Annotated in this window: 24 protein-coding genes and 1 tRNA gene; 16 read left to right on the forward strand and 9 right to left on the reverse strand. The window is 50.4% G+C overall.

The annotated features are described in order from the left end of the window. Positions 1 to 33: 33 nt before the first annotated feature. Positions 34 to 1,263, forward strand: a complete 1,230-nt coding sequence (locus NOC_RS14995) for a phospholipase D family protein (RefSeq protein ID WP_231561851.1) — start codon at positions 34 to 36, stop codon at positions 1,261 to 1,263. 145 nt (positions 1,264 to 1,408) lie between these two features. Here NOC_RS14995 and NOC_RS15000 read toward each other — a convergent pair whose 3' ends face one another. Continuing rightward, the gene (locus tag NOC_RS15000) at positions 1,409 to 1,813 is read right to left on the reverse strand and encodes a VanZ family protein (protein WP_002811947.1); all 405 of its coding nucleotides are present in this window, start codon (positions 1,811 to 1,813) and stop codon (positions 1,409 to 1,411) included. 19 nt (positions 1,814 to 1,832) lie between these two features. Next, a complete protein-coding gene (gene mutH / locus NOC_RS15005; protein ID WP_002812119.1) occupies positions 1,833 to 2,510 on the reverse strand; it encodes a DNA mismatch repair endonuclease MutH in 678 nt (225 codons plus the stop codon). Between the two features lie 98 nt (positions 2,511 to 2,608). On the opposite strand from mutH, the gene NOC_RS15010 reads away from it, so the two are divergent. From NOC_RS15010 to NOC_RS15040, 7 genes are all read left to right on the forward strand, one after another. Continuing rightward, positions 2,609 to 3,535: an ABC transporter ATP-binding protein gene (locus NOC_RS15010; protein WP_002813996.1), complete on the forward strand. Its 927-nt coding sequence runs from the start codon at positions 2,609 to 2,611 to the stop codon at positions 3,533 to 3,535. Continuing rightward, complete coding sequence (locus NOC_RS15015; protein WP_002813170.1) at positions 3,532 to 4,308, forward strand: ABC transporter permease; 777 nt, start codon at positions 3,532 to 3,534, stop codon at positions 4,306 to 4,308. The genes NOC_RS15010 and NOC_RS15015 overlap by 4 nt, the downstream gene beginning before the upstream one ends. A gap of 29 nt (positions 4,309 to 4,337) precedes the next feature. Further along, positions 4,338 to 5,171, forward strand: coding sequence for a hypothetical protein (locus NOC_RS15020; protein ID WP_002813867.1), 834 nt, complete (start codon positions 4,338 to 4,340; stop codon positions 5,169 to 5,171). Between the two features lie 22 nt (positions 5,172 to 5,193). Beyond that, the gene (locus NOC_RS15025) at positions 5,194 to 5,991 is read left to right on the forward strand and encodes an undecaprenyl-diphosphate phosphatase (protein WP_002812169.1); all 798 of its coding nucleotides are present in this window, start codon (positions 5,194 to 5,196) and stop codon (positions 5,989 to 5,991) included. Between the two features lie 92 nt (positions 5,992 to 6,083). Next, positions 6,084 to 6,512 carry a 50S ribosomal protein L13 gene (gene rplM / locus NOC_RS15030; protein WP_002812841.1) on the forward strand — a complete coding sequence of 143 codons (429 nt, stop codon included), beginning with the start codon at positions 6,084 to 6,086 and terminating at the stop codon, positions 6,510 to 6,512. Positions 6,513 to 6,535: 23 nt separating this feature from the next. Further along, positions 6,536 to 6,925, forward strand: coding sequence for a 30S ribosomal protein S9 (gene rpsI / locus NOC_RS15035; protein ID WP_002812717.1), 390 nt, complete (start codon positions 6,536 to 6,538; stop codon positions 6,923 to 6,925). An 11-nt stretch (positions 6,926 to 6,936) separates the two neighbouring features. Continuing rightward, positions 6,937 to 7,010, forward strand: a tRNA-Gln gene (locus tag NOC_RS15040). 62 nt (positions 7,011 to 7,072) lie between these two features. Here NOC_RS15040 and NOC_RS15045 read toward each other — a convergent pair. Next, the gene (locus NOC_RS15045; RefSeq protein ID WP_036497745.1) at positions 7,073 to 7,657 is read right to left on the reverse strand and encodes a nitroreductase family protein; all 585 of its coding nucleotides are present in this window, start codon (positions 7,655 to 7,657) and stop codon (positions 7,073 to 7,075) included. A 550-nt stretch (positions 7,658 to 8,207) separates the two neighbouring features. Here NOC_RS15045 and NOC_RS15050 point away from each other — a divergent pair. Beyond that, positions 8,208 to 9,023 (forward strand): LOG family protein, encoded by an 816-nt coding sequence (locus NOC_RS15050; RefSeq protein WP_002812736.1) that lies wholly within the window; start codon positions 8,208 to 8,210, stop codon positions 9,021 to 9,023. Then, complete coding sequence (kdsB, locus tag NOC_RS15055; RefSeq protein WP_011331074.1) at positions 9,024 to 9,803, forward strand: 3-deoxy-manno-octulosonate cytidylyltransferase; 780 nt, start codon at positions 9,024 to 9,026, stop codon at positions 9,801 to 9,803. Positions 9,804 to 9,830: 27 nt separating this feature from the next. Here the strand turns inward: kdsB and NOC_RS15060 are convergent, their stop codons facing one another. Then, entirely contained in the window at positions 9,831 to 10,109 is a 279-nt protein-coding gene (locus NOC_RS15060; RefSeq protein ID WP_244859985.1) for a hypothetical protein, read from the reverse strand. Between the two features lie 104 nt (positions 10,110 to 10,213). Here NOC_RS15060 and NOC_RS15065 point away from each other — a divergent pair, with 104 nt between their 5' ends. Then, positions 10,214 to 10,774 (forward strand): low molecular weight protein-tyrosine-phosphatase, encoded by a 561-nt coding sequence (locus NOC_RS15065; protein ID WP_002811934.1) that lies wholly within the window; start codon positions 10,214 to 10,216, stop codon positions 10,772 to 10,774. Between the two features lie 116 nt (positions 10,775 to 10,890). Here the strand turns inward: NOC_RS15065 and NOC_RS15070 are convergent, their stop codons facing one another. Further along, on the reverse strand, positions 10,891 to 13,185 hold the full coding sequence (locus tag NOC_RS15070) for an Rne/Rng family ribonuclease (RefSeq protein WP_011331075.1): 2,295 nt from the start codon (positions 13,183 to 13,185) through the stop codon (positions 10,891 to 10,893). A gap of 980 nt (positions 13,186 to 14,165) precedes the next feature. Here NOC_RS15070 and NOC_RS15075 point away from each other — a divergent pair. Both NOC_RS15075 and sppA read left to right on the forward strand, forming a co-directional pair. Continuing rightward, positions 14,166 to 15,140 carry an RluA family pseudouridine synthase gene (locus NOC_RS15075; RefSeq protein WP_002812229.1) on the forward strand — a complete coding sequence of 325 codons (975 nt, stop codon included), beginning with the start codon at positions 14,166 to 14,168 and terminating at the stop codon, positions 15,138 to 15,140. Positions 15,141 to 15,242: 102 nt separating this feature from the next. After that, entirely contained in the window at positions 15,243 to 16,220 is a 978-nt protein-coding gene (gene sppA / locus NOC_RS15080) for a signal peptide peptidase SppA (protein ID WP_002812882.1), read from the forward strand. Between the two features lie 114 nt (positions 16,221 to 16,334). Here the strand turns inward: sppA and NOC_RS15085 are convergent, their stop codons facing one another. After that, the gene (locus tag NOC_RS15085; RefSeq protein WP_011331076.1) at positions 16,335 to 17,600 is read right to left on the reverse strand and encodes a 6-phosphofructokinase; all 1,266 of its coding nucleotides are present in this window, start codon (positions 17,598 to 17,600) and stop codon (positions 16,335 to 16,337) included. Positions 17,601 to 17,890: 290 nt separating this feature from the next. Between NOC_RS15085 and NOC_RS15090 the strand changes: the two genes are divergently transcribed. Genes NOC_RS15090 through NOC_RS15100 form a run of 3 tightly spaced genes read left to right on the forward strand, consistent with a single transcriptional unit; the run spans position 17,891 to position 19,792 of the window. Beyond that, on the forward strand, positions 17,891 to 18,544 hold the full coding sequence (locus NOC_RS15090) for an adenylate kinase (RefSeq protein ID WP_002813176.1): 654 nt from the start codon (positions 17,891 to 17,893) through the stop codon (positions 18,542 to 18,544). A 10-nt stretch (positions 18,545 to 18,554) separates the two neighbouring features. Continuing rightward, on the forward strand, positions 18,555 to 19,427 hold the full coding sequence (locus tag NOC_RS15095; RefSeq protein WP_002813090.1) for a PfkB family carbohydrate kinase: 873 nt from the start codon (positions 18,555 to 18,557) through the stop codon (positions 19,425 to 19,427). 8 nt (positions 19,428 to 19,435) lie between these two features. Next, a complete protein-coding gene (locus NOC_RS15100) occupies positions 19,436 to 19,792 on the forward strand; it encodes a Rieske (2Fe-2S) protein (RefSeq protein WP_002812329.1) in 357 nt (118 codons plus the stop codon). A 41-nt stretch (positions 19,793 to 19,833) separates the two neighbouring features. Here NOC_RS15100 and argJ read toward each other — a convergent pair whose 3' ends face one another. The 3 genes from argJ to NOC_RS15115 all read right to left on the reverse strand — a co-directional run bounded on the left by argJ (position 19,834) and on the right by NOC_RS15115 (position 24,810). After that, positions 19,834 to 21,051 carry a bifunctional glutamate N-acetyltransferase/amino-acid acetyltransferase ArgJ gene (gene argJ / locus NOC_RS15105; protein WP_002813122.1) on the reverse strand — a complete coding sequence of 406 codons (1,218 nt, stop codon included), beginning with the start codon at positions 21,049 to 21,051 and terminating at the stop codon, positions 19,834 to 19,836. A 53-nt stretch (positions 21,052 to 21,104) separates the two neighbouring features. Beyond that, the gene (secA, locus tag NOC_RS15110) at positions 21,105 to 23,816 is read right to left on the reverse strand and encodes a preprotein translocase subunit SecA (protein WP_002813303.1); all 2,712 of its coding nucleotides are present in this window, start codon (positions 23,814 to 23,816) and stop codon (positions 21,105 to 21,107) included. A 181-nt stretch (positions 23,817 to 23,997) separates the two neighbouring features. Continuing rightward, complete coding sequence (locus tag NOC_RS15115) at positions 23,998 to 24,810, reverse strand: M23 family metallopeptidase (RefSeq protein WP_244859986.1); 813 nt, start codon at positions 24,808 to 24,810, stop codon at positions 23,998 to 24,000. Positions 24,811 to 24,817 lie beyond the last annotated feature (7 nt).

The raw sequence follows: 24,817 nt of genomic DNA on the forward strand, positions 1-24,817 counted from the left end.
TACATCTGGCGCCACGACATCACTGGTACGCTCATGCTCAAAGCATTGCTCGAAGCGGCGCGTCGTGGCGTGCGCGTGCGGCTGCTGCTCGATGATATGACTACCGCCAGCCTTGATCCCATGCTCGCCGCGCTCGATACGCATGAAAACGTCGAGGTGCGGCTATTCAATCCCTTCATGCACCGTAAATTTCGCTTCGTCGATTTTATCACCGCGTTTGCGCGTGCCAACCGACGCATGCACAACAAGTCGTTCACAGCGGACAACAGCGCCACCATCGTGGGCGGGCGCAACATCGGCGATGAATATTTTGGCGCCAATGAGCATCTCATGTTCGCCGATGTCGATGTGCTTGTGGTTGGACCCATAGTCAAAGCCGTATCATGGGATTTTGACCGTTACTGGGCAAGCGCCTCGGCCTATCCAGCGGCCTCGTTATTGCCGCCGTCTTCCGCCTCGGCGCAGGCGGAAATCTTCGCCGCGGCCGCGCGCGTCGCAAACGGACCCGAGGCAAATAAGTATCTCGACGCACTACACGAGGATGGCACCATTGATGCGCTGCTCACACATAATCTACCCTTCATCTGGGCGCCGACCCAGATGCTCAGCGACGATCCGGCCAAGGGTGTTGGTAAGGCGCCACCCGAGGCATTGCTAGTCACGCGCTTACGCAAGATCATCGGTGCCGCTGTCGGACGCTTCACGTTGATATCCGCCTATTTTGTACCGACCCAGGCTGGAACCGACGCCCTCGTGGCCCTGGCCCGCAGAGGTGTTGATATCACGATTCTTACCAATTCGCTCGAGGCAACTGATGTCGCCGCGGTACATGCCGGTTATGCGCGCTACCGCAAGACGCTGCTTGAAGCCGGTATCGTGCTGTATGAGATGCGCAGCGGCAATGCCAAAACCAACATGGCCGTGTTCGGCAGTTCAGCCGCCAGCTTGCATGCCAAGACCTTCAGCATCGATGGCGAGCGCGTGTTCGTCGGCTCGTTCAACTTCGATCCGCGTTCGGCGCAGCTCAATACCGAGTTAGGTTTCGTCATTGAGAGCGCCATACTCGCGCAACGTATCGCCACGCAATTCAATACCGCGCCGCGATACGCGTATCGCGTCATGTTATCGGAGGATGGCGACGTGTACTGGCTCGAACAATGCGACGGTAAAACATTGCGCCACGACGAAGAGCCTTACACCAGTATTTGGAAACGCATGGGTGTTCGGCTTCTGTCAATCATGCCCATCGAGTGGTTATTGTAGAGAATTCCCGCAATCTTCTCGGTATCGTCGCAAATAACCCAGTCCTGCTTTCCAGTGCTTATAGTTTAGCCTCCAGTACGCGACAGAAGATCATAGGTTTTGATCACCACAACGCTCAAACTAGGTGAAACGCCACACCGCCCTCCTATGGCGCACCCCGCGCCTCCCAAAAACACTCTAAGCGCCTTAAGGCCGTCCCGGCGGGAGTACGGGCTAGCAGGCATCCACCTACTACCCCCAGCATATTGGCCAGCATATCTCCGTATTCGAAGTAGCGATCACCCACGAGATCTTGCAAAAATTCCAGAGCAATCCCTAACAGGGCCAGAAAAAGGCCAAAAAAACCATGCAGCCGTGCAGGATAAGTTTGACTAAACCACCACGCTAGCAGCGCATAAGCCGTAAAATGTCCCAACTTATCCTGGTCCTGGATGCCTAGTTTCACATCCGGTAGCGATGAGGTAAGGCTCAAGTAAACCACGACAGCTACCAGTAGCCACCCCAGGAAACGCCAAAACCATATAAACTGCAAATGCCCCATTAGCTTCATTTTAACTCTCGGAAAAAGATTAGGTAGCGTAATAACGCCCGAGCAGAGCGGCCGTAAAACTGGAACGCAAATAGAAACCGCGGGGAAGAGTCCGAATCCGCGCGCCATCTTCTCCGATTCCTTCGCATAGGGCGTGTCCGTTGGCTGCCTTGGGACGTATCTGGAGATAAATTCCATAGTGAGCAGTAATCATTTCTAGCTCTCCAAGGCAAACCATATCCATCAACTCTTCCCAATCCGCTCTTAGTATCGCTTCTTCTTCAGAATTGGGACTCCAAAGTAAAGGCATCCCTACCCGGCGCACCGATAAGGGCATTCCTGCCTGGGCTTCCACAGGCAGCCACAATACCCGGTTAAGTTTACGCCGAATCCAGCTAGTCTCCCAACAGGCTTCAGAGTCCGTTAGCGGCACGGTACAAACATAGGTGGATTCTTTAGGCCGGCCATCTGCCTGCAGAGGGAGGGTTTTCATTTCCACGCCAAGCGCGGGAAAGTCAGGCACAGCTTGGGAGCCAGAAGTCGCCCCTAGGGCCAGTTCCAACAATTCCCCGACCCACCCTTTGGCACGCCGTAAATCCTGGGGCACCCGCCGATCAAGGCGGGCAGCAATCTGCTCAAGAGACGATCCCGCTAATGCCTGGGCCCGCGCTAATAGTTCACTCTCATTAGCGGGAGGAGGCAACGAAAATATTGTCATAATAAAAGCCAATTATGGGCAATGACCCGCGCTCTGTCGAGACCTTACCGTCCAAGCATGGTAGGATATTTGCTCCAAGCAATGACTGTTCACGAGCAATGAAAGCACTGGTCATCGAAAATCTGCAAAAAACCTACAGCAACCATTTTGTAGCTCTAAAAGGAATAGATCTAGAGGTAGAACAAGGCGATTTTTTCGCCCTGTTAGGCCCCAATGGGGCAGGAAAATCCACCACTATCGGCATTATCTCCTCCTTGATTACCAAAAGCGCCGGAAAAGTATCGGTCTTTGGCATGGACCTGGAGCGGGAACCGGAAGAAGCCAAGCGGATCATTGGCCTCGTCCCTCAGGAATTTAACTGTAACGGCTTTGAAAAAGTTTTTAACATCTTGGTTACCCAGGCCGGGTATTACGGGATCGAGCCCAGAATCGCCCGCACTCGCGCCGAACAACGGCTAAAGCAGCTGGGCCTGTGGGATAAACGCGACGAGTGCGCCCGCACCCTTTCCGGGGGAATGAAGCGCCGCCTGATGATCGCCCGCGCCCTGGTGCATGATCCCCGCCTCCTGATCCTAGATGAGCCCACGGCCGGAGTCGATATTGAGCTGCGCCGCTCCATGTGGCAATTTCTCCAGGAAACCAACACTGAAGGGACTACGATCATTTTAACCACCCACTACCTGGAGGAAGCTGAAAGACTCTGCCGCAACATTGCCATTATTGACCGCGGTGCCATCATTGAGCATAACTCCATGAAAACCTTACTGACCAAACTCAACCGAGAGACCTTCATCCTCTACCTTAAAGAACCGCTGAATTTTACCCCCGCTCTCCCCAACTATCCTCTCCATCGCGTGGATGACACGACCCTGGAAGCGGAAGTCCGCAAGGAGGAGGATCTTAATACCCTCTTTGCAGCCCTTTCCAAGGAAGGGATTCGGGTGCTAAGCATGCGGAATAAAGCCAACCGGCTGGAAGAGCTCTTTATAGACCTCATCACCCCTAGCGATACGCTTGCCGCATGAGCCGCGCACAACGTCATTATATTGCCTTCAAGACCCTAGTTATCAAGGAAGTCCGGCGCTTCACCCGCATTTGGGTCCAAACCCTGCTGCCGCCAGCGGTTACCATGACATTGTATTTCATTATTTTCGGCAGCCTCATTGGCGCTCGTATTGGCCCCATGGAAGGTTTTAGCTACATGGAATACATTGCCCCCGGCCTGATCATGATGGCGGTTATTACCCATTCTTATTCCAATGTGGTGTCCTCCTTTTTCAGCGCCAAATTCCAACACTATGTGGAAGAGCTGCTGGTTTCGCCAACCCCCCATAGCATTATTCTGGCGGGTTATGTGGTAGGTGGTGCGGTGCGAGGATTAATGGTCGGCTTGCTTGTTCTGTTCATAGCACTTTTTTTTACTCACCTGAAGGTAGAGCATCCCCTCATTACCTGCGCCGTCGCCGTACTAACCGCCATCGTGTTTGCGCTGGGAGGATTTATTAACGCTACGTTTGCTAATAACTTCGACGATATTTCTATCGTCCCCAATTTCATCCTGACCCCATTGACCTACCTAGGGGGCGTTTTTTATTCTATCAACCTGATGCCCGAATTTGGCCAAACCCTTTCTCTCTTTAACCCTATTCTCTATATGGTCAACGCCTTCCGCTATGGTATTTTGGGTGTATCGGATATTAACGTCTGGACAGCTTTCGCCCTTATCCTGATATTTCTGATAGGGCTGACGGGGTTGGCTCTCTATTTACTGCACAAGGGAGTAGGGATAAGAACCTAAACCGTGCGCTCCTCCCTGTATACCATCCCATGCATCCCTTCAAATATTACACCATCCGACGTTTAAACCCCTATCTGGGCGTTCTTCAGGTGATTGATGCCGGCAAGGTGCGGGTCTATTCCAGCGAGGGTAAAACCTGGCGGCCACGACGGGTTGCGGGTAGCGAACGTTTCTGGTCTGAAACAGATATCGGCGGTAATGGCTATGACCGCGCCGAGGTTTCTAAAAGCGCTCTCACCAAAGCCATTGAGCATCACCCACCGCTCCCTTTTCCAGCCGGCGATCGCCTTGAACTATGGCTGCTGCGCAAAGCAACTGGCTTGCCCTTAGCGCTGCTCAATAGCTGCCACTGGGAGCACGATATGGCAGCCGTCACCGATCCGGCTTGGCGGGCATTCCCCCCGGGCGCTACGGACTTTGAAGTCCCTGGCCTAGCGGCCACCCGCGGGGCGCGCCATCGAGACATGCTGGAATGGTGGATTAACGATGCGGCCCGGCCACTACCCGCTGCTCAATGGTTCCAGCGTGACTCCAATGGGGCAGGCACGGGACTAGACGGACTCCGGATCGAACCCGCCTGGCGAGGGCGAATCTTGCCAGCCTTGGCCTTCCCGGAGCTTTTGCTGGATGAACGCTGGGAAAGAGAGGAAGCCACCCAGTTAGTCCAAGGCTACCATGACTGGCACGGGGCTCTGCTCCTGGCCCATGGAAACCTGCCACGGAATACCCGGCAGCGGCTGGAGAAAGCTGCCCAGAAGAGACCCGACATGCTCCTAGAAAGCCACCTCATGCTCCCCGAGGTTCTGGACTCCGAGGCATTAAAAGTCGCCTTGGTCGCCGCACGACTCATGCAAACACTTTAATCAATTTAAAGGAAATTCCCTGGTGGATTTTATCCATATTCTGGCGCTGGCTATTTTGCAAGGACTCACTGAATTTCTTCCTATCTCCAGTTCCGCCCATCTTATTCTTCTGCCGGTTCTCGCTGGCTGGACCGATCAAGGGCTTGCCTTCGACGTGGCGGTTCACCTGGGAACCTTAGTTGCGGTCATCAGCTATTTCCGGCTAGAACTAGCAAGGATGGCGAGGGATTGGCTCCAATCCCTCGCTGCGGGCCAACAACAAGGAGAAAGCCGTCTTGCCTGGGCCGTACTCCTTGGTACCTTACCGGTCGGATTAGTCGGTATCATGCTAACCGAAACCACCCAAGAAGCGCTCCGCTCTCCCCTAATCATCGCCTGGAGCACGGTAGGGTTCGGATTCCTTCTCGCCTACGCTGACTGGGCCGGCAAACAACAACGAAACGAGCATACCCTCACCTGGCGCGACATCCTCTTCATTGGCCTAGCTCAAGCCTTAGCCCTAATTCCCGGCACCTCCCGTTCCGGCATCACCATCACTGCCGGCCTAATGTTAGGGCTCACTCGGGAAGGAGCCGCCCGATTTTCCTTCTTATTGGCGATCCCGGTTATCCTTCTTGCCGGCGGACTAGCCGCTTTGGATTTGTTGAATCATACTGAAACCGTAGATTGGAACGCTCTCGCCCTTGGCGCCCTAATTTCCGGCCTTTGCGCCTATGCCTGCATCCACTATTTCTTTAAATTTCTTCAGCGTATCGGCATGCTTCCCTTCGCAGTATACCGGTTACTGCTGGGCGCTCTATTATTTTATCTGTTTTCATAAAATAGTTTTCGACTCCAAATTGACAGTTCACACGGCAGTCCGTAGAATTAATAGCTTTTTAGACACTCAGCCAATTGCTGGAGCGATAACGGATGAAAACCTTCAGTGCCAAACCCAAAGAAGTTCGACGCGACTGGTATCTTGTAGACGCCAATGGGGTAACCCTAGGACGCCTAGCAAGTGAGATCGCCCGGCGTCTGCGGGGAAAGCATAAAGCTATCTACACCCCCCATATCGATACTGGGGATTACATTGTAGTGGTCAATGCGGAGAAAATCCGCGCCACGGGCAAGAAAATGGCGCAGAAGCATTACTACAGGCACTCAGGCTATCCTGGTGGGATTAAATCCCTCACTCTGGAGAAACTCCTTGAGCGGGCCCCCGAACGGGCAATAGAGCTCGCTGTCAAAGGAATGTTACCCAAAAATCCCTTGGGCCGTGCAATGTTTCGCAAGCTAAACGTTTATGGGGGAAGCAACCATCCCCACATTGCGCAACAGCCCCAACCCCTCAAGATCTAACATCAGTCGCGAGCATCTCAATCATGGCAGAGACATATTACGCTACCGGCCGCCGCAAAACTTCTACCGCCCGGGTCTATCTGAGTAGCGGAAGTGGTAATATTTTAATCAATAACCGTAGCATAGAAGAATACTTTGGCAGAGAAACTTCACGGATGATCGTCCGCCAACCACTGGAATTAGTGGAATTAAACGAGAAGCTAGACGTGCGGATTTTCGTTCGCGGAGGTGGGAGTAGCGGTCAAGCGGGCGCTATTCGCCATGGTATTGCCCGGGCACTCGTCAGCTACGACGAAATACTCAAGCCCCCGCTCCGCAAAGCAGGATTTGTTACCCGGGACCCCAGAGCCGTGGAACGCAAGAAAATCGGCCTCCATAAAGCCCGCAAAGCACCTCAATACTCGAAGCGTTAATAGTTTTTTGTTGGGGGATCGTCTAGTGGTAGGACAGCGGACTCTGACTCCGCCAACCTAGGTTCGAATCCTAGTCCCCCAGCCAAAAAACAAAGGCCAGTAGTATTACTGCGCCTTTGTGTTAATCTCTAAGCCGAAAAACTCTAATTAAAGTCCGCCATGGATGATAATCTCCTCTAGTGCCTTCCGTTGCCGCTCACGGGAATCCCGCTGGGCGTATTTCTCTGGTATCAGAGAAGGCTTACCGGCATAGCCAATTGCTAGCCCTGTAAAAGGCTCCAGCAAACCAGCGAAGCTAAATATCTGCCGCGCCTTATCAGGTTCAATACCGATCATCTGATGTACACTTAAACCACGTGCAGTTGCTTCAAAAGTGAGGCAAGCTGATGCAGCTCCCAAGTCATGGATCGCCGCCTTGTTCTGCTTACCATTATGCTCAAATTCATGTTCAACCAGGCCCAGAGCGAGTACCGGTGCATTTTTCGCCCACGGCTGATTGCCTTCCGCAAGTACGCTGAGCACCTGCTCCCAGATTTCCTGACTACGCTCCCGGACACCGACAATATACCGCCAAGGCTGGGCATTGTAGGACGACATAGCCCAGCGGGCCGCTTCGAACATGGCACGCAGATCATCTTCACTGACCTCGCGGCTTGGATCAAAAGCATAAGGGCTCCAGCGTTGGACAAGCAGGCCGTGAACAGGATAATCGACGGGGGCGTTGCGGTTCATAAAGCGTTCCTTATGGGTAGTGCTTATAAAAAACAAGCATAGGGTATCCGATTCAATCAGGCAACGGAATGTAACCAGTCTCGCCAAGAATATCCATCCTCATATCGCCCTTATAAGGATGAGATCTGAATGTCTTTTAATCAGCCGGAATTTCGCAGGGACCTATGTGATCGAGGAATACAAAAAAGTCTACCGTCCATCGCTTACAAGAAGGCAGTACATGAAGGAACATTGAATCCAACCTCACCTTTTTCTCGCGGTCTGATTACCGGAATCAACAGTTCTAGCTGCGCCCGTCCATTTTAGTTCTGCTGCGGATAAATAGCCCATGATTTAGCCCGCCATGAAAGGCACTTATATTTTTTAGTATGAGATAATGAGGGCAATTGCTTAATTTACTTTCGTTATAATTGATTTTCTACTTGGCATTCAGCAGTTTTTTAAATCCCTATCGTGAGCACTTTACGAAGCCTTCATTTGGATTGGAATTTAGAATAAATTATTGTTTTTAATTATAATTTAAACAATCTCAAGGATCAGCCTATTTATCATGCCCCCAAAACGCCGCCCTTTACCAGAAAGTTATCGGAATGAGGAATTCCTCTCTAGCCGCGAGGCGCGATCACTTCGGATTCTTTCCGAGTACCTGGAACCCCAACGCCGTTTTGCACGCTATAAGGTGGATGATACCGTGGTTTTCATGGGCTCGGCGCGCACTCTCCCGCAAGCACAAGCCGAACAGGCACTTAAAGAAGCTAAAGAAAGCACGGGTGATATCAGCAAAGCAGAACGACAGCTTGAAATGTCGAAGTACTATGAGGCCGCGCGGGAATTGGCGCGCCGCCTAACGGAATGGTCCAAGGCATTAAGTGATGAGGAACGGCGCTTTGTAGTATGTACGGGCGGCGGACCAGGAATCATGGAGGCTGCTAACCGAGGAGCCTCCGAAGCAAAGGGGATGAACATTGGGCTGACCATCTCCATCCCCATTGAGGAATTTGATAACTCCTATATCACTCGCGAACTTTCGTTTCACTTTCACTATTTTTTTATGCGCAAGTTTTGGTTCGCTTATTTAGCCAAAGCTATTATCGTCTTTCCAGGTGGATTTGGTACGCTTGACGAATTATTTGAACTCCTCACTCTGATGCAGACTGGTAAAATCCGCAAACACCTTCCTATTATCCTCTTTGGAAAGGCCTATTGGAATGAAGTTATTAACTTTGATGCTCTAGTCCGGTACAGTAATATCGATCCTCAAGATTTAGATTTGCTCTATCAGACCGACTCGGTTGATGAAGCTTATGCCTTTCTCATCGATCATCTCACCCGGTATGCAATTGAGGAGCGGGGAGCAATTCTTTAAATGTCCTACAAAGTCATTATCCCCGCCCGTTATGGCGCTAGCCGCCTACCAGGTAAGCCGCTGCTCGATTTGGCGGGTAAACCTATGTTGCTGCATGTCGTGGAAAAAGCTCAAAAAAGCGGTGCTGAAGAAGTCCTAGTTGCCACTGATGATAGGCGTATAGAGGCAATCGTCCAAAACCATGGTGTGCAAGTCTGTATGACCTCAGTCCAACATGACTCTGGAACTAACCGCTTAGCAGAAGCGGTAACGCAAAAAGATTATCCAGATCAAACCATTATTATCAATGTCCAGGGCGACGAGCCTCTTTTGCCTCCCTCCCTGATTACTCAAGCGGCGGAAGACCTAAAAACCCATCCCAAGGCGGATATTGCTACCTTGTGTGTACCTATTGCTAACCGAGAGGAGTTGTTTGATCCTAATATCGTTAAAGTAGTTCGGGATATACAAGGCTATGCCCTTTACTTCAGCCGGGCCCCTATTCCCTGGGCAAGAGAAGACTTTGCCGCTAAAACTGGGAACCGCTGGCCCACCTCCTGGTCTTATTATCGCCATGTCGGACTTTACGCTTATCGTGCAAGTTTCTTGCGGCGCTATCCCCAACTTCCTGTCTCCCCCCTGGAGCAGGCCGAATGCTTGGAGCAACTGCGGGTCTTATACCATGGAGGTCGCATCCATGTGGCTATCGCCGGTACAATTCCTCCTCCAGGGGTAGACACCCTGGCTGACTTGGAACGGGTGAGGCAACTGCTAGTAACCCAGGAAAGAAACCACAACTAAAGGTGGAGCACAATCTAGCGATATTATTTAATGAGAGGACAAAAAAGGTAAAACCCCCAAAGCTAGGAAGGCAGGACTCATCCGCCCGGATGAATCTTGGACCTTAACTTCTAAGGTTTGCGGCACTCGGCGGCGCGCCTTGCCAAATTGATCAGGTTGGATTGTCTGATGGCAAGCTACTTCCTGCAATACTAGTATGGGGCCTTCCTCTAAGACCTCAATAATCTGGCAAGGAATTTCTTGATGCTGGACCTGGCGGCCAATGAGGCGCCGCAGGCAAGTAACAGTGATGAGAGAGGAAACCATCGGTGGCAATTCTTTAGGAGGTGTTTTTATAGTAGCTTCGCATTGAAAAAATGCCCCCTGTTTAAAACCTAATATCATTTATAACTTTTAAAATCGTATAGAACATGATGATTCTAAGAGAATGGTTCCAAGGCAGCAAACAAGTTCTGCCTCGCTCCTCCGAGGACAAGATCGGAGTACTTTTTGTTTGTATGGCTAACTTCTGCCGCTCCCCCATGGCGAAAGGTCTCTTCCAGCAGCTGGTAGCGCATCATCACCTTAGCCATGCCATTTTTGTCGATGCGGCTGGTACCCACGGCCACTTTGCTGGCGAACGTCCGGATCCGCGAGCTCGGACATGCTGCCGGCGGCGTGGTATTGATATCGACCGCTACCGCGCCCGGCAGATTCAACCTATTGACTTCATAAAGTTCGACTACCTGATTGCCATGGACCATTCGAATTTAGCAATGTTAAAAAAACTAACGCCAGAGGGCCAAGCAAGAAAAATCCGATTACTTCTTGAACTCGCCCCTCATTTGAGAAGACAAGATGTGCCTGATCCCTATTATGGCCCCCCCAGCGAATTTGAAGCGTCCTTGGATCTCATTGAGGAGGCAGCTCATAGTCTCCTCAATGAAATTCGCCAACGGCACTTAAGTTCCCTAGCTCCTAGTTCGGGCTAATACTTGCTTCTTGTTCCCTTATCACTGGAGAAATCGCATTTTTCTATTCCTACCGCCCAAAAAGGAACTTTAGCTTCTTCTGCTCCTCCCTAGCATATTCAGCGCTTGTGCCATATTTATAGCGGCTCTTTCACGGCGGCCGCCTGCTCCCTCTCAACACCCACCTTGGTCGGTCCAGGGGATTCCGGTTCCTGGGACAACCCTTCCCGGCCTTCTTCCGATGGAGCCTTTTTTCTATCAGAAGCCGTCTCTTCTAGAGGTGATTTCGCGGGAGGAGTCGTTAACACCGTTGAAGAGGGTAAGGAGTCCTTTTCGGGATATTGCGCTTCTTCTGGCCGCTTTGTCTCTTCCTCTTCTTTTCTACCGCTGCGGTGACGATATCGGCCAGTGGCATTGACGCGGCGGCGCCGGCCTCCCCGTCGGCCTCGGGTAGTCGTCCTTGAAGATGGGGCGCTAGAACTCTCTGTGCCATTCTGCATATCCTGAGTTTCCTTTGCTTCCGATGCCGCCTGCCCACTCTCTGCCCCAGAAGAAACACCACTGCCTTCATTGCCCTGGGTATTTTCCTTGCGATTGTGCTGCCGACCTGAACCGCGCCGCCCTCTACCTTGAGAACGCCCGCGCCGGGGAGGCAAACGCCCTCGTTCGCCCGTTTCTTCAGAAACTACTTCTGTTTCTTGGGTCACCACTTCTGCCACATCTAATTCTTGGTCCCCCTTCATGAACGCTGTCCAAAAGCGCCTTAAAAAATCGGGCTCAGCCTTTGGGGCTACCGGTTGCGGTTCAGGCTTAGGAAATAAAGGAGAACCTGCTTTAACCAAGGGCTCATCTGGGATAGCGCTAGGTGTTAAAAGCGCCGGCTTTTTAGGACTTGGTTCATTTGCCATCTGGTAACTTTGCATCTCAAACCGTTTATCCACTCGGCTCTCACCTTTCCCTACATCTTTAATACGCTCAATCTCAAAAACCGGGGTTTCCAGATGAGAATTAGGAACTAAAAACAAGTGTGCCCCGTATCGCTTTTCAATGGCGGCAAGGTTAGCCCGTTTTTCATTGAGCAAAAAGGAGGCTACGGAAATAGGAAGCTGAATTACCATACGGGCAGTCTTTTCTTTAGCTGCCCCTTCTTCGATAAGACGTAAGACTGATAACCCCAAAGATTCCACTCCCCGGACCTGGCCCCGGCCATTACAGCGTGGACATACGACTTGATGGGCCTCTCCTAGGGAGGGTCGCAATCGCTGCCGTGACATCTCTAAAAGCCCAAATCTGGAAATACGGCCTACTTGCACTCGCGCCCGATCCTCGCGCAAACACTCGCGTAACCGATTTTCGACCGCCCGTTGATTACGCAACGGCGCCATATCAATAAAATCGATAACGATCAATCCCCCTAAATCACGCAGCCTTAGTTGACGTGCTATCTCCTCAGCCGCTTCTAAGTTAGTGGAAAGGGCCGTCTCCTCAATATCCTCGCCCTTATTTGCCCGCGCCGAGTTAATATCGATGGTGGTCAAAGCCTCAGTATAATCGACGACAATCGCGCCACCAGAAGGCAGTGCTACCTCATGCTGGAATGCCGTCTCAATTTGAGACTCGATTTGAAAGCGGGTGAAAAGAGAAACCTTATCTTGGTAAAGTTTAAGTTTGCGTAGCTCAGGGGGCATTACTTGGCGCATGAAATCATAGGCCCGCTGGTAAACATCTGGAGTATCAATAAGGATCTCGCCTATATCCAGGCGGAGGTAATCCCGCAATGCGCGAATAATGACATCGCTTTCCTGATAGATAAGAAAAGGCGCGGGCCGCCCCTCAGCGGCCGCCTGGATAGAATGCCAAAGGTGGAGTAAGTAATTAAGATCCCATTGTAATTCCTCAGCGTTTTTACCAACGGCGGCAGTCCGCGTAATGAGACCCATACCTTCAGGAATTTCGAGGGTACGCATTGCCTCCAATAGCATACTTCTCTCTTCCCCCTCGATCCGGCGCGAAACCCCACCAGCCCTTGGATTATTAGGCATCAAAACGAGATACCGTCCAGCTAGACTAATAAAAGTAGAGAGCGCCGCGCCCTTATTGCCTCGCTCTTCTTTTTCTACCTGAACGACTAATTCTTGCCCTTCTTTAAGCACGTCCTGGACTTTAGGGCGGTCTCCAGATTCTCCCTGGTGGGACTGAAAATAGCTGCGCGTCACCTCTTTAAGGGGCAAAAATCCTTGGCGATCAGCGCCATAATCTACAAATACGGCATCTAAGCTTGGTTCTATTCGGGTAATTTTACCCTTATAAATATTGGCTTTTTTCTGTTCCCGAGCCGGATTTTCAATATCCAAATCTTGTAGGTATTGGCCATCAACCATAGCTACTCGCAACTCTTCCGCATGAGTTGCATTAATAAGCATTCTTTTCATGTGTCTCGTTCCTTAATTTCTTCGCATATTTATACCCTCAGCCAACTCCTGCCTATTCAAATCCAAATGTATCAAGCTTAATAATAAGCGGCAGCCATGCTGCGGGTACTTGCGAGAGAAACGAGAATGGCAATCAAAATGCCAATTTTAGTATGAGGATCTATGCTCGGACCTGGAAACCTTCACAATTAGGGTATACAAAAACCGGGCAACCTAGTCTGCTGATAATATAATAAGATATCCGCCCCCCTATATCATATTCCTTCCAATTGAGACAAAAGAGGCAACACCGCTGTACATGTGCTCGTGTTCTTAGTCATGCAAACTAGCCATCCCGTCTCTGCAGGGCACCTCCACCTCACCTGTCCACCCATCGGCGAAGTTGCTCTGCCAGAAGCCCATCCTGCTATATATAAATAATATGAGCAGAGAACATCAATCATTTTTTTCAAGCGCGGCAATAAGCCTTTGCTCGCCCAAATCTTGCTTATTTTCTAAGCCTAGAAAAAACTGAATCGCCCAAACCTTCTTTTTTATCATAAGTTTCTGGCCCAGCTTTTCATCACAAGAACCTCAAATCTACTCGTTACTCCACGCAAAACCTCATTTTATCGCTGCAGTCCTGGTGCTATTATCCCGTTCAATTTAAAATTAGCACGGCCTGCAACGATCCTGAACTATATTCTACTAGCAAGCGACTGATATATGTCTTATAGGAACCATACCTCGGCCTTTTAGGCCCAAAAATCCTGCTTCCCTTTTTAATTAACACGCCACATAAAATATGTCTCTCATCGCTGGCAGGCAGTCACCACCTTCACCCTAAAGCCAGTTAGACAGACTTTCTTTAAAACAGTGCCTTCAAACTACCCCCTTTACTTATATACGCAACTTGTGGGTGGCGAACTAACTCTTCGCAATATATCAGGCTGTCCCTTAAGCATCAAATAGATGCATTCCTTGGTATTATAACTAGGCTTATGAATACTGCGAAAAAACCACCAGCGGCCCAAGTCCGCATCCTGAAAATACATCTAGAGCAGGCAGGCCAACGGATCGACAATTTTTTGTTTTCCCAGCTCAAAGGAGTTCCCAAGAGTAGGATTTACCGTTGCCTCCGCAAGGGAGAGGTCCGAGTTAATAAATCCCGCATCGCTAGTAGCTACCGCCTACAACAAGGAGACCAGGTCAGGGTTCCGCCACTGCGCGTATCTCATTCCCCCCTTAAGAGACCGATAGCTCACTCCCTCTTGCTCCTAATTAAGAACAGCTTATTGTATGAGGATAAGGAGCTACTCATGCTCAACAAACCGGCCAGAATCCCGGTCCACGGGGGGAGTGGGGTAAGTTATGGAATTATTGAGGCGCTGCGGATTTTGCGCCCAGAGGCCGCCTTTTTGGAGCTAGTACACCGTTTAGACCGAGAAACTTCCGGTTGCCTTATGGTAGCCAAAACCAGAAGCGCCTTACTGACGCTCCAAGCAATGCAGCAAAAACAACTTATCCACAAACGCTATCTTGCCCTCGTCAAAGGGCGTTGGCGAAAAAATGTCCAGCGGGTAGACTTGCCCCTACTAAAAAATATATTACGTTCTGAAGAACGGATAGTTAAGGTGAATTCAGCTGGCAAGCCCGCTATTAGTCACTTCTACCCCAAACTTTTTTATGGAGGTGAAGCAACCCTTATGGAGGTTACCTTAGAAACCGGTCGCACACATCAGATACGGGTACACGCCGCTCACCTTGGACACCCTCTCGGTGGCGATGAAAAATATGGTGATTCCAGCTTCAATAAGCAATTACGATGTATGGGATTACATCGACTATTTCTCCATGCTAGCCAGCTCACCTTTACTCTGCCGGAAGGGAAAAAGACAATAAAAGCCGCCGCCCCTCTGCCCAAGGAATTAAATGCTGTGCTGCAAACATACGCTGCCAAGCTCAGAGCTAAATAAATTTCAAATTGAAAAGCAGCAAGCATTGCGACGCCATTCTTAGCGGCATTAACCCCTTATACGATTAACCTTGTTAGCCCAACTTTTGTTTACGGAGGCCCCATGTCAAACCAAGATCCATCTACGACCGATCTAAGCAAAACACAGGCAATCCAGCGCAACTGGGAGCGAGAGGTCTTGGAGCGTTTGGCTTTTAGCGCTCTTAAAGAACAGCGGCGGGCGCGTCGTTGGAGTATTTTTTTCAAACTACTCTTTGCTGCCTATTTACTCGTTCTCTTGCTGCTTTATCTTCCTAATGGGCTTAGCGCTCCAGGAATAATTACGCCCCACACTGCCTTAGTAAAAATAGAAGGGATCATTGGCAGCGACTCATTTGCAAATGCGGAAAATATAAAAAAAGGACTAAAAGCCGCCTTTGAGAACGAACATATCGCTGGGTTAATTCTGCATATCAATAGTCCTGGCGGCAGCCCAGTCCAGGCAAACCAAATCAACGACCAAATCCATCAATTGCGCAAAGAACATCCTAATATCCCTATCCACGCCGTTATTACAGACATCTGCGCCTCGGGAGGATATTACATTGCGGTAGCGGCAGATCAAATTTATGCGGACAAAGCAAGTATCGTGGGTTCCATTGGTGCTCTGATCAATAGTTTCGGCTTCGTTGAAGCTATGGAAAAACTGGGAATTGAGCGGCGCCTCTTTACTGCAGGCGACTATAAAGGTTTCCTTGATCCGTTCTCGCCTATGAAAGAATTCGAATCCCAACATATCCAAAAGATGCTAGACAACATCCACAAGCAATTCATTCAGGTTGTAAAAGACAACCGCGGAGAACGACTCAAGAACGATTCTTCCCTATTCAGCGGATTAGTCTGGACAGGCGAGCAAGCCATCGATCTAGGATTGATCGATGGCTTGGGAAACAGCAACTACGTGGCTCGCGAGATCATAGGAGCGGAAAAAATTGTCGATTACACCCCCCAGCCCAAGCTCCTAGATCGCTTCTCTCGCCAGCTTGGAGCCACTTTCGCTAATATGCTATCCGGCTTCACCCTTGCGGCTAATACAAGATAGCCAACAAAGACAGGGCGTATGAAAAAAAATACCCCCGCGGAGAAAACTCCCCGGGGGGCTATAAAATTTACCTTCAATCTTTGAAGCTTCCTCATTCATGGAGAATTTCAGCGTTCAGCGTAAAGTAAATGCTTCCTTGAGCTTCTTCTCAACTGGAACATTTTTGAGCTCAACATAGATGGGCAGCCCGTTTTTATAGGGAGGATAATCTTCCCCCTGAATTAAGGGAGCAAGATAGCTCCGCCCTTCTTCCGTAATCCCAAAACCTTCTTGGGTGATATAGCTTTGGGGCAGGGTTTTCTCTACATTAGCCACGTCCTTTAGGTGCGCTGAACCAATCTCCCAACGATAGGGATCATGAGAGGCGCGAAGGATAGTAGGCATCACCGCATTTTTACCTCTGATGGCGAATTCCACAGCAGCCTTACCCACCGCATAGGCTTGCTCCACATCCACCCGGGAGGCGATATGCCGTGCCGCCCGCTGCAAATAATCAGCAACCGCCCAATGATATTTATAACCCAACCGCTCTTTCACCATCTGGGCAATAAAAGGGGCTACCCCCCCTAGCTGGGCATGGCCGAAAGCATCCCGCGACCCGGTTTCAGATAAAAATTGGCCTTCCTGGTTACGAACACCTTCCGAAGCCACCACCACACAGTAGCCATAATCTTTGACACTGGCATCCACTTTCTTAAGGAACCGCCCTTGCTCAAAGGGAATTTCGGGAAACAAAATAATATGAGGGGCATCGCCTTCCTGCTCTGCTGCTAACCCGCCTGCAGCAGCAATCCAACCCGCATGACGTCCCATCACCTCAAGGATAAAAACTTTCGTCGAAGTCCGAGCCATGGAGGCCACATCTAGAGCAGCTTCCCGCACCGAGACTGCCACGTATTTTGCTACGGATCCAAAGCCTGGACTGTTATCAGTGAGCGGTAAATCATTATCCACGGTCTTGGGAACACCAATACACTTAATAGAATATCCTAGTCGATCCCCAAGCTGGGAGACTTTGTGGGCAGTATCCTGAGAGTCGCCACCACCATTGTAAAAGAAATAGCCGATATCGTGCGCCTTAAACACCTCTATCAGACGTTCATACTCAGCCTTGTTTTCCTCAAGTCCCTTGAGCTTATAACGGCAAGATCCGAAAGCTCCCCCTGGCGTATGCCGTAAGGCAGCAATGTCATTATCACTGTCCTGGCTGGTATCGATAAGATCTTCAGTTAAGGCCCCAATAATGCCATTACGCCCAGCATAAACTTTGCCTATAACCTCCGGATGCTGCCGTGCAGCCTCAATGACACCACAGGCAGAAGCATTGATAACTGCAGTCACGCCGCCGGATTGAGCATAAAACGCATTCTTTTTCGCCATCCTCATTCTCCTTAATTGATTTTACAAAAAAATCTTTTACCCGCTGAGAGCAAATTGCAAGCGTTAGATTGCCAAGAATGCCCATATTAGACCAGGTAAGCCTTTTAATCCGAACCTACCTGACCGCCGACCACCATTCTATCCGAACTAATTGACTCCCACCGTCTACCGAGGTAGCGTAACAGCTTTTTGAGTCCCAGCCTGAAGGTAGTATGTTGGAGTGAAGCGCAATAAGTCGCTTCAACACTTACTCATACGCTTGATATAGGCTATTTCGAGGCACATCCCTTATGAGAGCAGTGTTACTTGGCGCCCCAGGCTCCGGAAAAGGCACCCAGGGCGAACGTCTATCCCAACAATATGGTATTCCTCAGGTCTCTACTGGAGATTTGCTGCGTGCTGCTGTAGCCGCTGGTAGCGAGCTAGGCAAACAAGCAAAAGCAGCCATGGATGCGGGAGAACTAGTATCTGATCAAATCGTTATCGGCATTATCCGAGAGCGGCTAACCCAGCCTGATGCCGCTAAAGGTTATATCCTCGATGGATTTCCCCGGAATTTTACCCAAGCCCAAGCTCTTGATGAGATGCTCGCTACCCTAGAACGGCCTCTCCAGGCTATCATCCTGCTGGATGTAAATTTTGAAGTGCTTATGAGGCGGCTCACTGGACGGCGTACCTGCCAGGCGTGCGGAGCCATTTACAATATTTATTTTTCACCCCCCGAGGTAGACCACCGTTGCGATAAATGCAACAGCGATCAGCTCGTTCAACGCTCGGACGATAACGAGGAGACCATCAGCAACCGCTTACGGGTTTACGAGGCCCAAACCGCTCCCCTGGTCGATTACTATGAAGCTCAAGGCAAGCTATACAAGGTCGATGGAGAGGATGATATCACCAAAATCGCCAAAAACATCGGCCAGATTCTGGAAACTGCTAGATAGCGGCTAACCGATGGCCAAGGTACTCGGTATCGGAACTGCCACCCTTGATATCATTAACACCGTTGAATATTATCCTACGGAGGATGAAGAACTCAGGGTTTTATCACAGCGCCGCTGCGTGGGGGGAAATTGTCCTAATACCCTTACTGTCCTCCAACAACTCAGCCACAAATGCGTTTTTGCAGGGATTATGGCGGATGATCCAGACGGACGGTTCATTGCCCAACAATTGAAACAAACAGGTGTCAAAGTAGATGATTGCCGGGTGGTGGAAGGAAGGACACCTACATCCTATATTACCTTAAGCCGCGCTACAGGCACCCGCACAATTGTCCACTATCGGGCCCTCCCCGAATTTAGCTTTGCCGATTTCGCAAAAATTGATCTCTCCTCTTTTGATTGGCTCCACTTTGAAGGCCGCAATATTACGGAAACGCTTGGCATGCTAACCTTCGTCCGGAAGAAATTTCCTTACCTTCCCTGGTCAGTGGAGATTGAAAAACCCAGAGCCAACATTGAAAATCTTTTTGAGGGCGCCACTATTTTATTATTCTCCCGCCATTATGCGGCTTACCATGGCTATGCAAAAGCTCAAACTTTTCTTCAGGAGTTGCACTCATCCCTGCCCCACACTGAAAAAGTCTGCGCTTGGGGCAAGGAGGGAGCCTACGCTCTTGGTAATGGAGGGGAGATAAAACACGCACCAGCTTTTTTCCCACCCCAGGTGGTGGATACCCTGGGGGCGGGAGATACTTTCAACGCGGGGTTTCTTAATGCCCGTCTGCGTAACCACTCTCTTTCTGAAAGCCTTACTTTGGCGTGCCAGCTAGCTGGCCGTAAGTGTGGGCAGCAGGGATTCAACGGTCTAGGAGACCAGCGATAATCAATACGATGACAGAAACTTCATCTCTATTTTTGTGCCACTTGGAAGACCTTCCAGAATATGGCACCCGCGGTTTTACCCTTGAGCAACAGGAAATTTTTGTCATTCGCCAGGCCGCTCAGCTCTGGATCTACTTAAACCGCTGTCCCCATACGGGAGTAGCCCTCAACTGGGTCCCTCATCAATTCCTCGATTTGGAAGGCCAATACATCCAATGCGCAACTCATGGGGCCTTATTCCGGTTTCATGACGGCCTCTGCTTGGCTGGCCCCTGCCCTGGAACTCGCTTAGAACCAATACCATTTAAGCTGATCGGCAATAAACTTTATCTCACCGATACGGAAAAGATGCCTACTTATTCCTAGATTTATGGTGCTAGCTTTCCCAGCATATATCTATCTGATCATTAACTGCGGTACTCAGCATTAATTTTTACATAGGCAAAGGAAAGATCGCAGGTCCAGATTTGCACACGGGCATCCCCCCTGCCTAACTCCACCGCTAGGGTAATATCATCCTGAGCCATAACCGTTCGACCCTGCTCCTCGGTATACTCGGGATGAAGAACGCCTCCATGAATCACACAAGCCTCACCTAAGTAAAGAGAAACTCCTGTTATTTCAAGATCAGGTACGCCGCTGCGCCCTATGGCGGCAAGAATCCGGCCCCAATTGGGATCGCTGGCAAAGCAAGCGGTCTTGACCAAAGGAGATTGAGCAATCGTATAAGCTACCTGCTCGCATTCTTGAATATTCCTTCCCCCCGCCACCTCAACCGTAATAAACTTAGTTGCCCCTTCTCCATCCCGAACAATGGCCTGGGCCAGAGATAAGCATACCTCGGTCACCGCCTGCTGCAAGGCAGCAAAAGCCGGGTCCTCAATCGTAGCGATAGAAACTTCACTTTGTCCTGTAGCCAGAAGAACACAAGCGTCATTCGTGGAAGTATCGCCATCGACAGTAATACGATTAAAGCTCTCTGCCACGCCTCGGGCAAGACAGCGCTGTAATACTTTCTTAGGAACCTGGGCATCAGTCGCCAGAAAAGCCAGCATAGTAGCCATATCGGGCCGGATCATACCTGATCCCTTAGCGATGCCCGTGACAGTCACCGGGTGGCCTTGGCAGGTAAAATGGACAGAGGTGCCTTTGGGGACGGTATCCGTAGTCATTATAGCGCGGGCTACCGAGGACCACCCGGTAGGCGAGCACACTTGCCAGACTTGAGGTAAAGCGGCTTGTATACGGGAGACCGGTAACAGCTCACCAATGACTCCCGTGGAAAAAGGAAGTATCGCCGTGGAAGCCACTCCGCCCAGTTCAGCCAAAGTGGCGCAGCAGGTCTCAGCATCTACTATTCCCTGGATACCGGTACCTGCATTGGCATTGCCCGCATTAATCAAGAGAAAGCGCGGAGAATTTCCAGCTAAATGACGGCGAGCTACGATTACAGGTGCGGCACAAAAAGCATTACGAGTGAAAACAGCGGCACAGGTACTGCCCCCAGTCACCGCTATTATCGCTAAATCAGGACGATCACGGTAGCGAATCCCCGCAGCCACCGTTCCCAGTTCAACCCCCGCTACCGGTAGCAATTCTTGTAAATGCTCAAGGCCAGCAGCCATCAACTTCCTTGCATTCAGATAAGAATAGCTTTGTCAGCACAAAATTGATTACATCAATTCAATTTACCGTGGCAATGCTTGTATTTCTTTCCTGAACCACAGGGACAAGGCTCATTACGACCTACTTTCCGACCATCCCTGACATAAGGCGCCTTGGATTCAGCAGTCGAGGATTTTACATCGCCAGAACTATCCGCCATCGTACTTGCCGCTGCATGCTGGTATTCTACCGCGCTGGCAGCGCGGCGTTGATGCTCCACCGCCTCCACATCGGCCTCGGTACGCACCTGCACCTTGGAAAGGAGCGCAATGACATCATGCTTAATCCGCTCCAACATCTCTTGAAATAATTCGAAAGCCTCTCGCTTGAACTCCTGTTTGGGATTCTTTTGGGCATAACCGCGCAGATGAATACCCTGGCGTAAGTGGTCCATCATTGCAAGATGTTCCTTCCATTGGGAATCCAATACCTGTAGCATGGCTGCTTTCTCAAAATGGCGCATCACTTGGGGACCAACCAAGGTCTCTTTTTCTCCATAAGCGCCTTCCATCGCTTCCATAATACGTTCCCGCAAGGTCTCCTCGTGGAGACCTTCATCGGCTTCCAGCCAACCAGCAATATCCACCTCAAGACCGAATTCACTCGCCAGCCCTTCCTGTAATCCCGGAATATCCCATTGTTCGTCAATACTCCCCGGGGGAATGTATTGGCTGACTAGAGAGTGAATTACGCCCTGGCGAATGCTTTGGACCATGTCCGAAACATCCTCTGCCGCCATCAATTCATTACGCTGCTGATAGATCACCGTACGTTGATCATTGGCCACATCATCAAACTCTAGCAATTGCTTGCGGATATCGAAGTTGTGACCCTCAACTTTACGCTGGGCATTTTCGATAGCACGGGTGACCCACGGATGTTCAATAGCCTCCCCTTCTTCCATACCTAACCTTTGCATCAGGCCCGAAATTCGTTCCGAGGCAAAAATGCGCATCAGGTTGTCTTCCAAGGATAAGTAAAAACGAGTGGAACCCGGATCTCCCTGGCGCCCGGACCGTCCCCGAAGCTGATTGTCAATACGTCGTGATTCATGGCGTTCAGTACCAATGATATGCAGTCCTCCAGCTGCCACAACCTGGTCATGACCTTCTTGCCACCGGCGCCGTATTTCTTCTTTTTTCGCCTTATCCGCATTCTCGCCTAGGGTCGCTAATTCCGCATCCAAGCTACCGCCAAGCACAATGTCGGTACCGCGGCCGGCCATGTTTGTCGCAATAGTAACCGTGCCGGGCCGGCCAGCCTGAGCAATGATCTCAGCCTCCTTCTCATGAAATTTAGCATTGAGCACTCGGTGTTCAACTTTTTCTTTTTTAAGCAGCCCCGAGAGATGCTCGGAGGTCTCAATGGAAGCAGTCCCCACCAGCACAGGCTGGCCCCGGGTGTGGCAATCCTTGATATCTTCAATAATGGCCTGGTATTTTTCTTCCGCGGTCAAATAGACCTGGTCCCCATGGTCAACCCGGACCATGGGAAGGTGAGTAGGAATGACCACGACTTCTAAGCCATAAATCTGTTGGAATTCATAAGCCTCAGTATCCGCCGTCCCCGTCATCCCCGCTAATTTCTCGTAGAGACGAAAATAGTTTTGGAAGGTAATAGAGGCCAAAGTCTGGTTTTCGCTTTGGATGGACACCCCCTCCTTGGCTTCCACCGCTTGATGAAGCCCCTCCGACCACCTTCGGCCAGGCATGGTGCGGCCCGTAAACTCATCCACGATCACCACCTGATCGTCCTTAACGATATAGTCGACGTCCTTATGGAAAAGCACATGGGCCCGCAAGGCCGCGTTAAAATGATGCATCAAGCCAATATTGGCGGCATCATAGAGGCTTTCTCCTTCTTGCATTAAGCCCGACTCGAGCATAACCTGCTCCGCGTGCTCATGTCCCGCTTCGGTCAAATATACTTGGCGCGCTTTCTCATCCACCGTGTAATCACCCGGCCCATCTTCCCTCTCTTGCTTCTTTAAACGGGGCATAAAGACGTTGATTTGCCGATAAAGTTCGGAACTCTGCTCTGCGGCGCCGGAGATAATCAAGGGAGTACGGGCCTCGTCAATCAAGATAGAGTCGACTTCATCCACAATGGCATAGTGCAGTTCCCGTTGTACCTTTTCTTCCAAACTAAAGGCCATGTTGTCGCGTAAGTAATCAAAGCCAAATTCATTATTGGTGCCATACGTAATATCCGCCATGTAGGCGGCTTTTCGAGCACCAGGATCCATATTGGAAGCGATAATCCCCGTAGAAAGGCCCAGGAACTGGTAAAGCGGTCCCATCCATTGAGCATCACGCTGGGCCAGATAGTCATTAACCGTCACCACATGGACCCCTTTACCAGGCAAAGCGTTGAGGTAAGCAGCTGCGGTGGCCACCAAAGTTTTACCCTCCCCCGTACGCATCTCAGCAATCTTGCCATCGTGGAGCACGATACCGCCCAAAAGTTGAACATCAAAGTGGCGCATGCCAAGAACCCGCTTACCCGCTTCCCGGACCACGGCAAAGGCTTCGGGTATGAGTTCATCTAAACTTTCATCTGCGGCAAGCCGATCCCGGAACTGGTCGGTTTTAGCCTGTAACTGCCCATCGCTAAGCGCTGCAAATTCCTGCTCCAAAGCATTAATTTGCGCCACGACTTTATTCACGCTCCGCAACAAGCGATCATTGCGGCTGCCAAATACCTTGCTGAGTAAATTAGTGACCATAACTATTGATGATGTAGAATTGATTCTAAAGATTATAAGGTGGGTACTAAGCTCGATATTAAGGGGCGATTAAGACCAAACTAACTAACCAGCTTCGAGCAGAAAATTATTCAAAAATCCGCCTTGCTTTTACCTGCTGAAAATTTTCAATTATAACAAACAATGCCGCTCAACTCTTACTTTAGCTATCTTCCACTGCCCTGACAAATTGGAGAGGATCTACCGTGCGTCCCTCATGTAAAACTTCAAGGTGGACATGAGGCCCCGTTGAGCGGCCGCTGGACCCCATTAAAGCAATAACCTGCCCTTTGACAATATGTTCACCTACTTGTACTAAATTCTTCCGATTATGGGCATAACGGGTCACATAACCATTGCCATGGTTAATTTCAACCATCCTTCCATATCCTGAACGTTTCCCTACCCAAGTTACAATACCCGCGGCTACGGCTAAAATTTTGGTGCCTGCTTTGCCGGCAAAATCCACCCCATTGTGAAACTCCCTTCGACCATTAAAGGGATCAGTCCGATACCCGTACTTAGAAGAAAGCCAACCCTGGTGCAAAGGACGGCCCGCCGGCAAAGCCGCTTGCTGTATATCCCATTCTAGCAACATGGTCTCTAGTAGCCGCAGTTGTTGCTGGCGATCAGTGATTTCTTGTGCTAATTGCTCCATGGTTGCCAAGAAATCGCTCAGTTTCGGTATTTCCCCTATGCGAGATTCTGGCCCGCCCATAGCGGGCGGATGAGTGAAATCGAATTCTCCTTGCTCCAAATCCGCATATACAATGAGACGCTGTCCCAGGGCATTCAGGCGAATCACATTCGCTTGGAGGTATCCGAGCCGCTGAGCAAGAACACCAAGCCCTTCTTCAGCTTGCTTCGTTGTCGCTGCTAACATTGCCTGCTGCCGCTCCAATCTCGCCTGCCAATCCTTAGTCAGCACCTGCATTTGGGCAAGAGATTCCTGCTGTACAGTAAATTGGGTTCTCATACCAAAA

It is taken from the genome of Nitrosococcus oceani ATCC 19707, from assembly GCF_000012805.1.
Taxonomy (GTDB): domain Bacteria; phylum Pseudomonadota; class Gammaproteobacteria; order Nitrosococcales; family Nitrosococcaceae; genus Nitrosococcus; species Nitrosococcus oceani.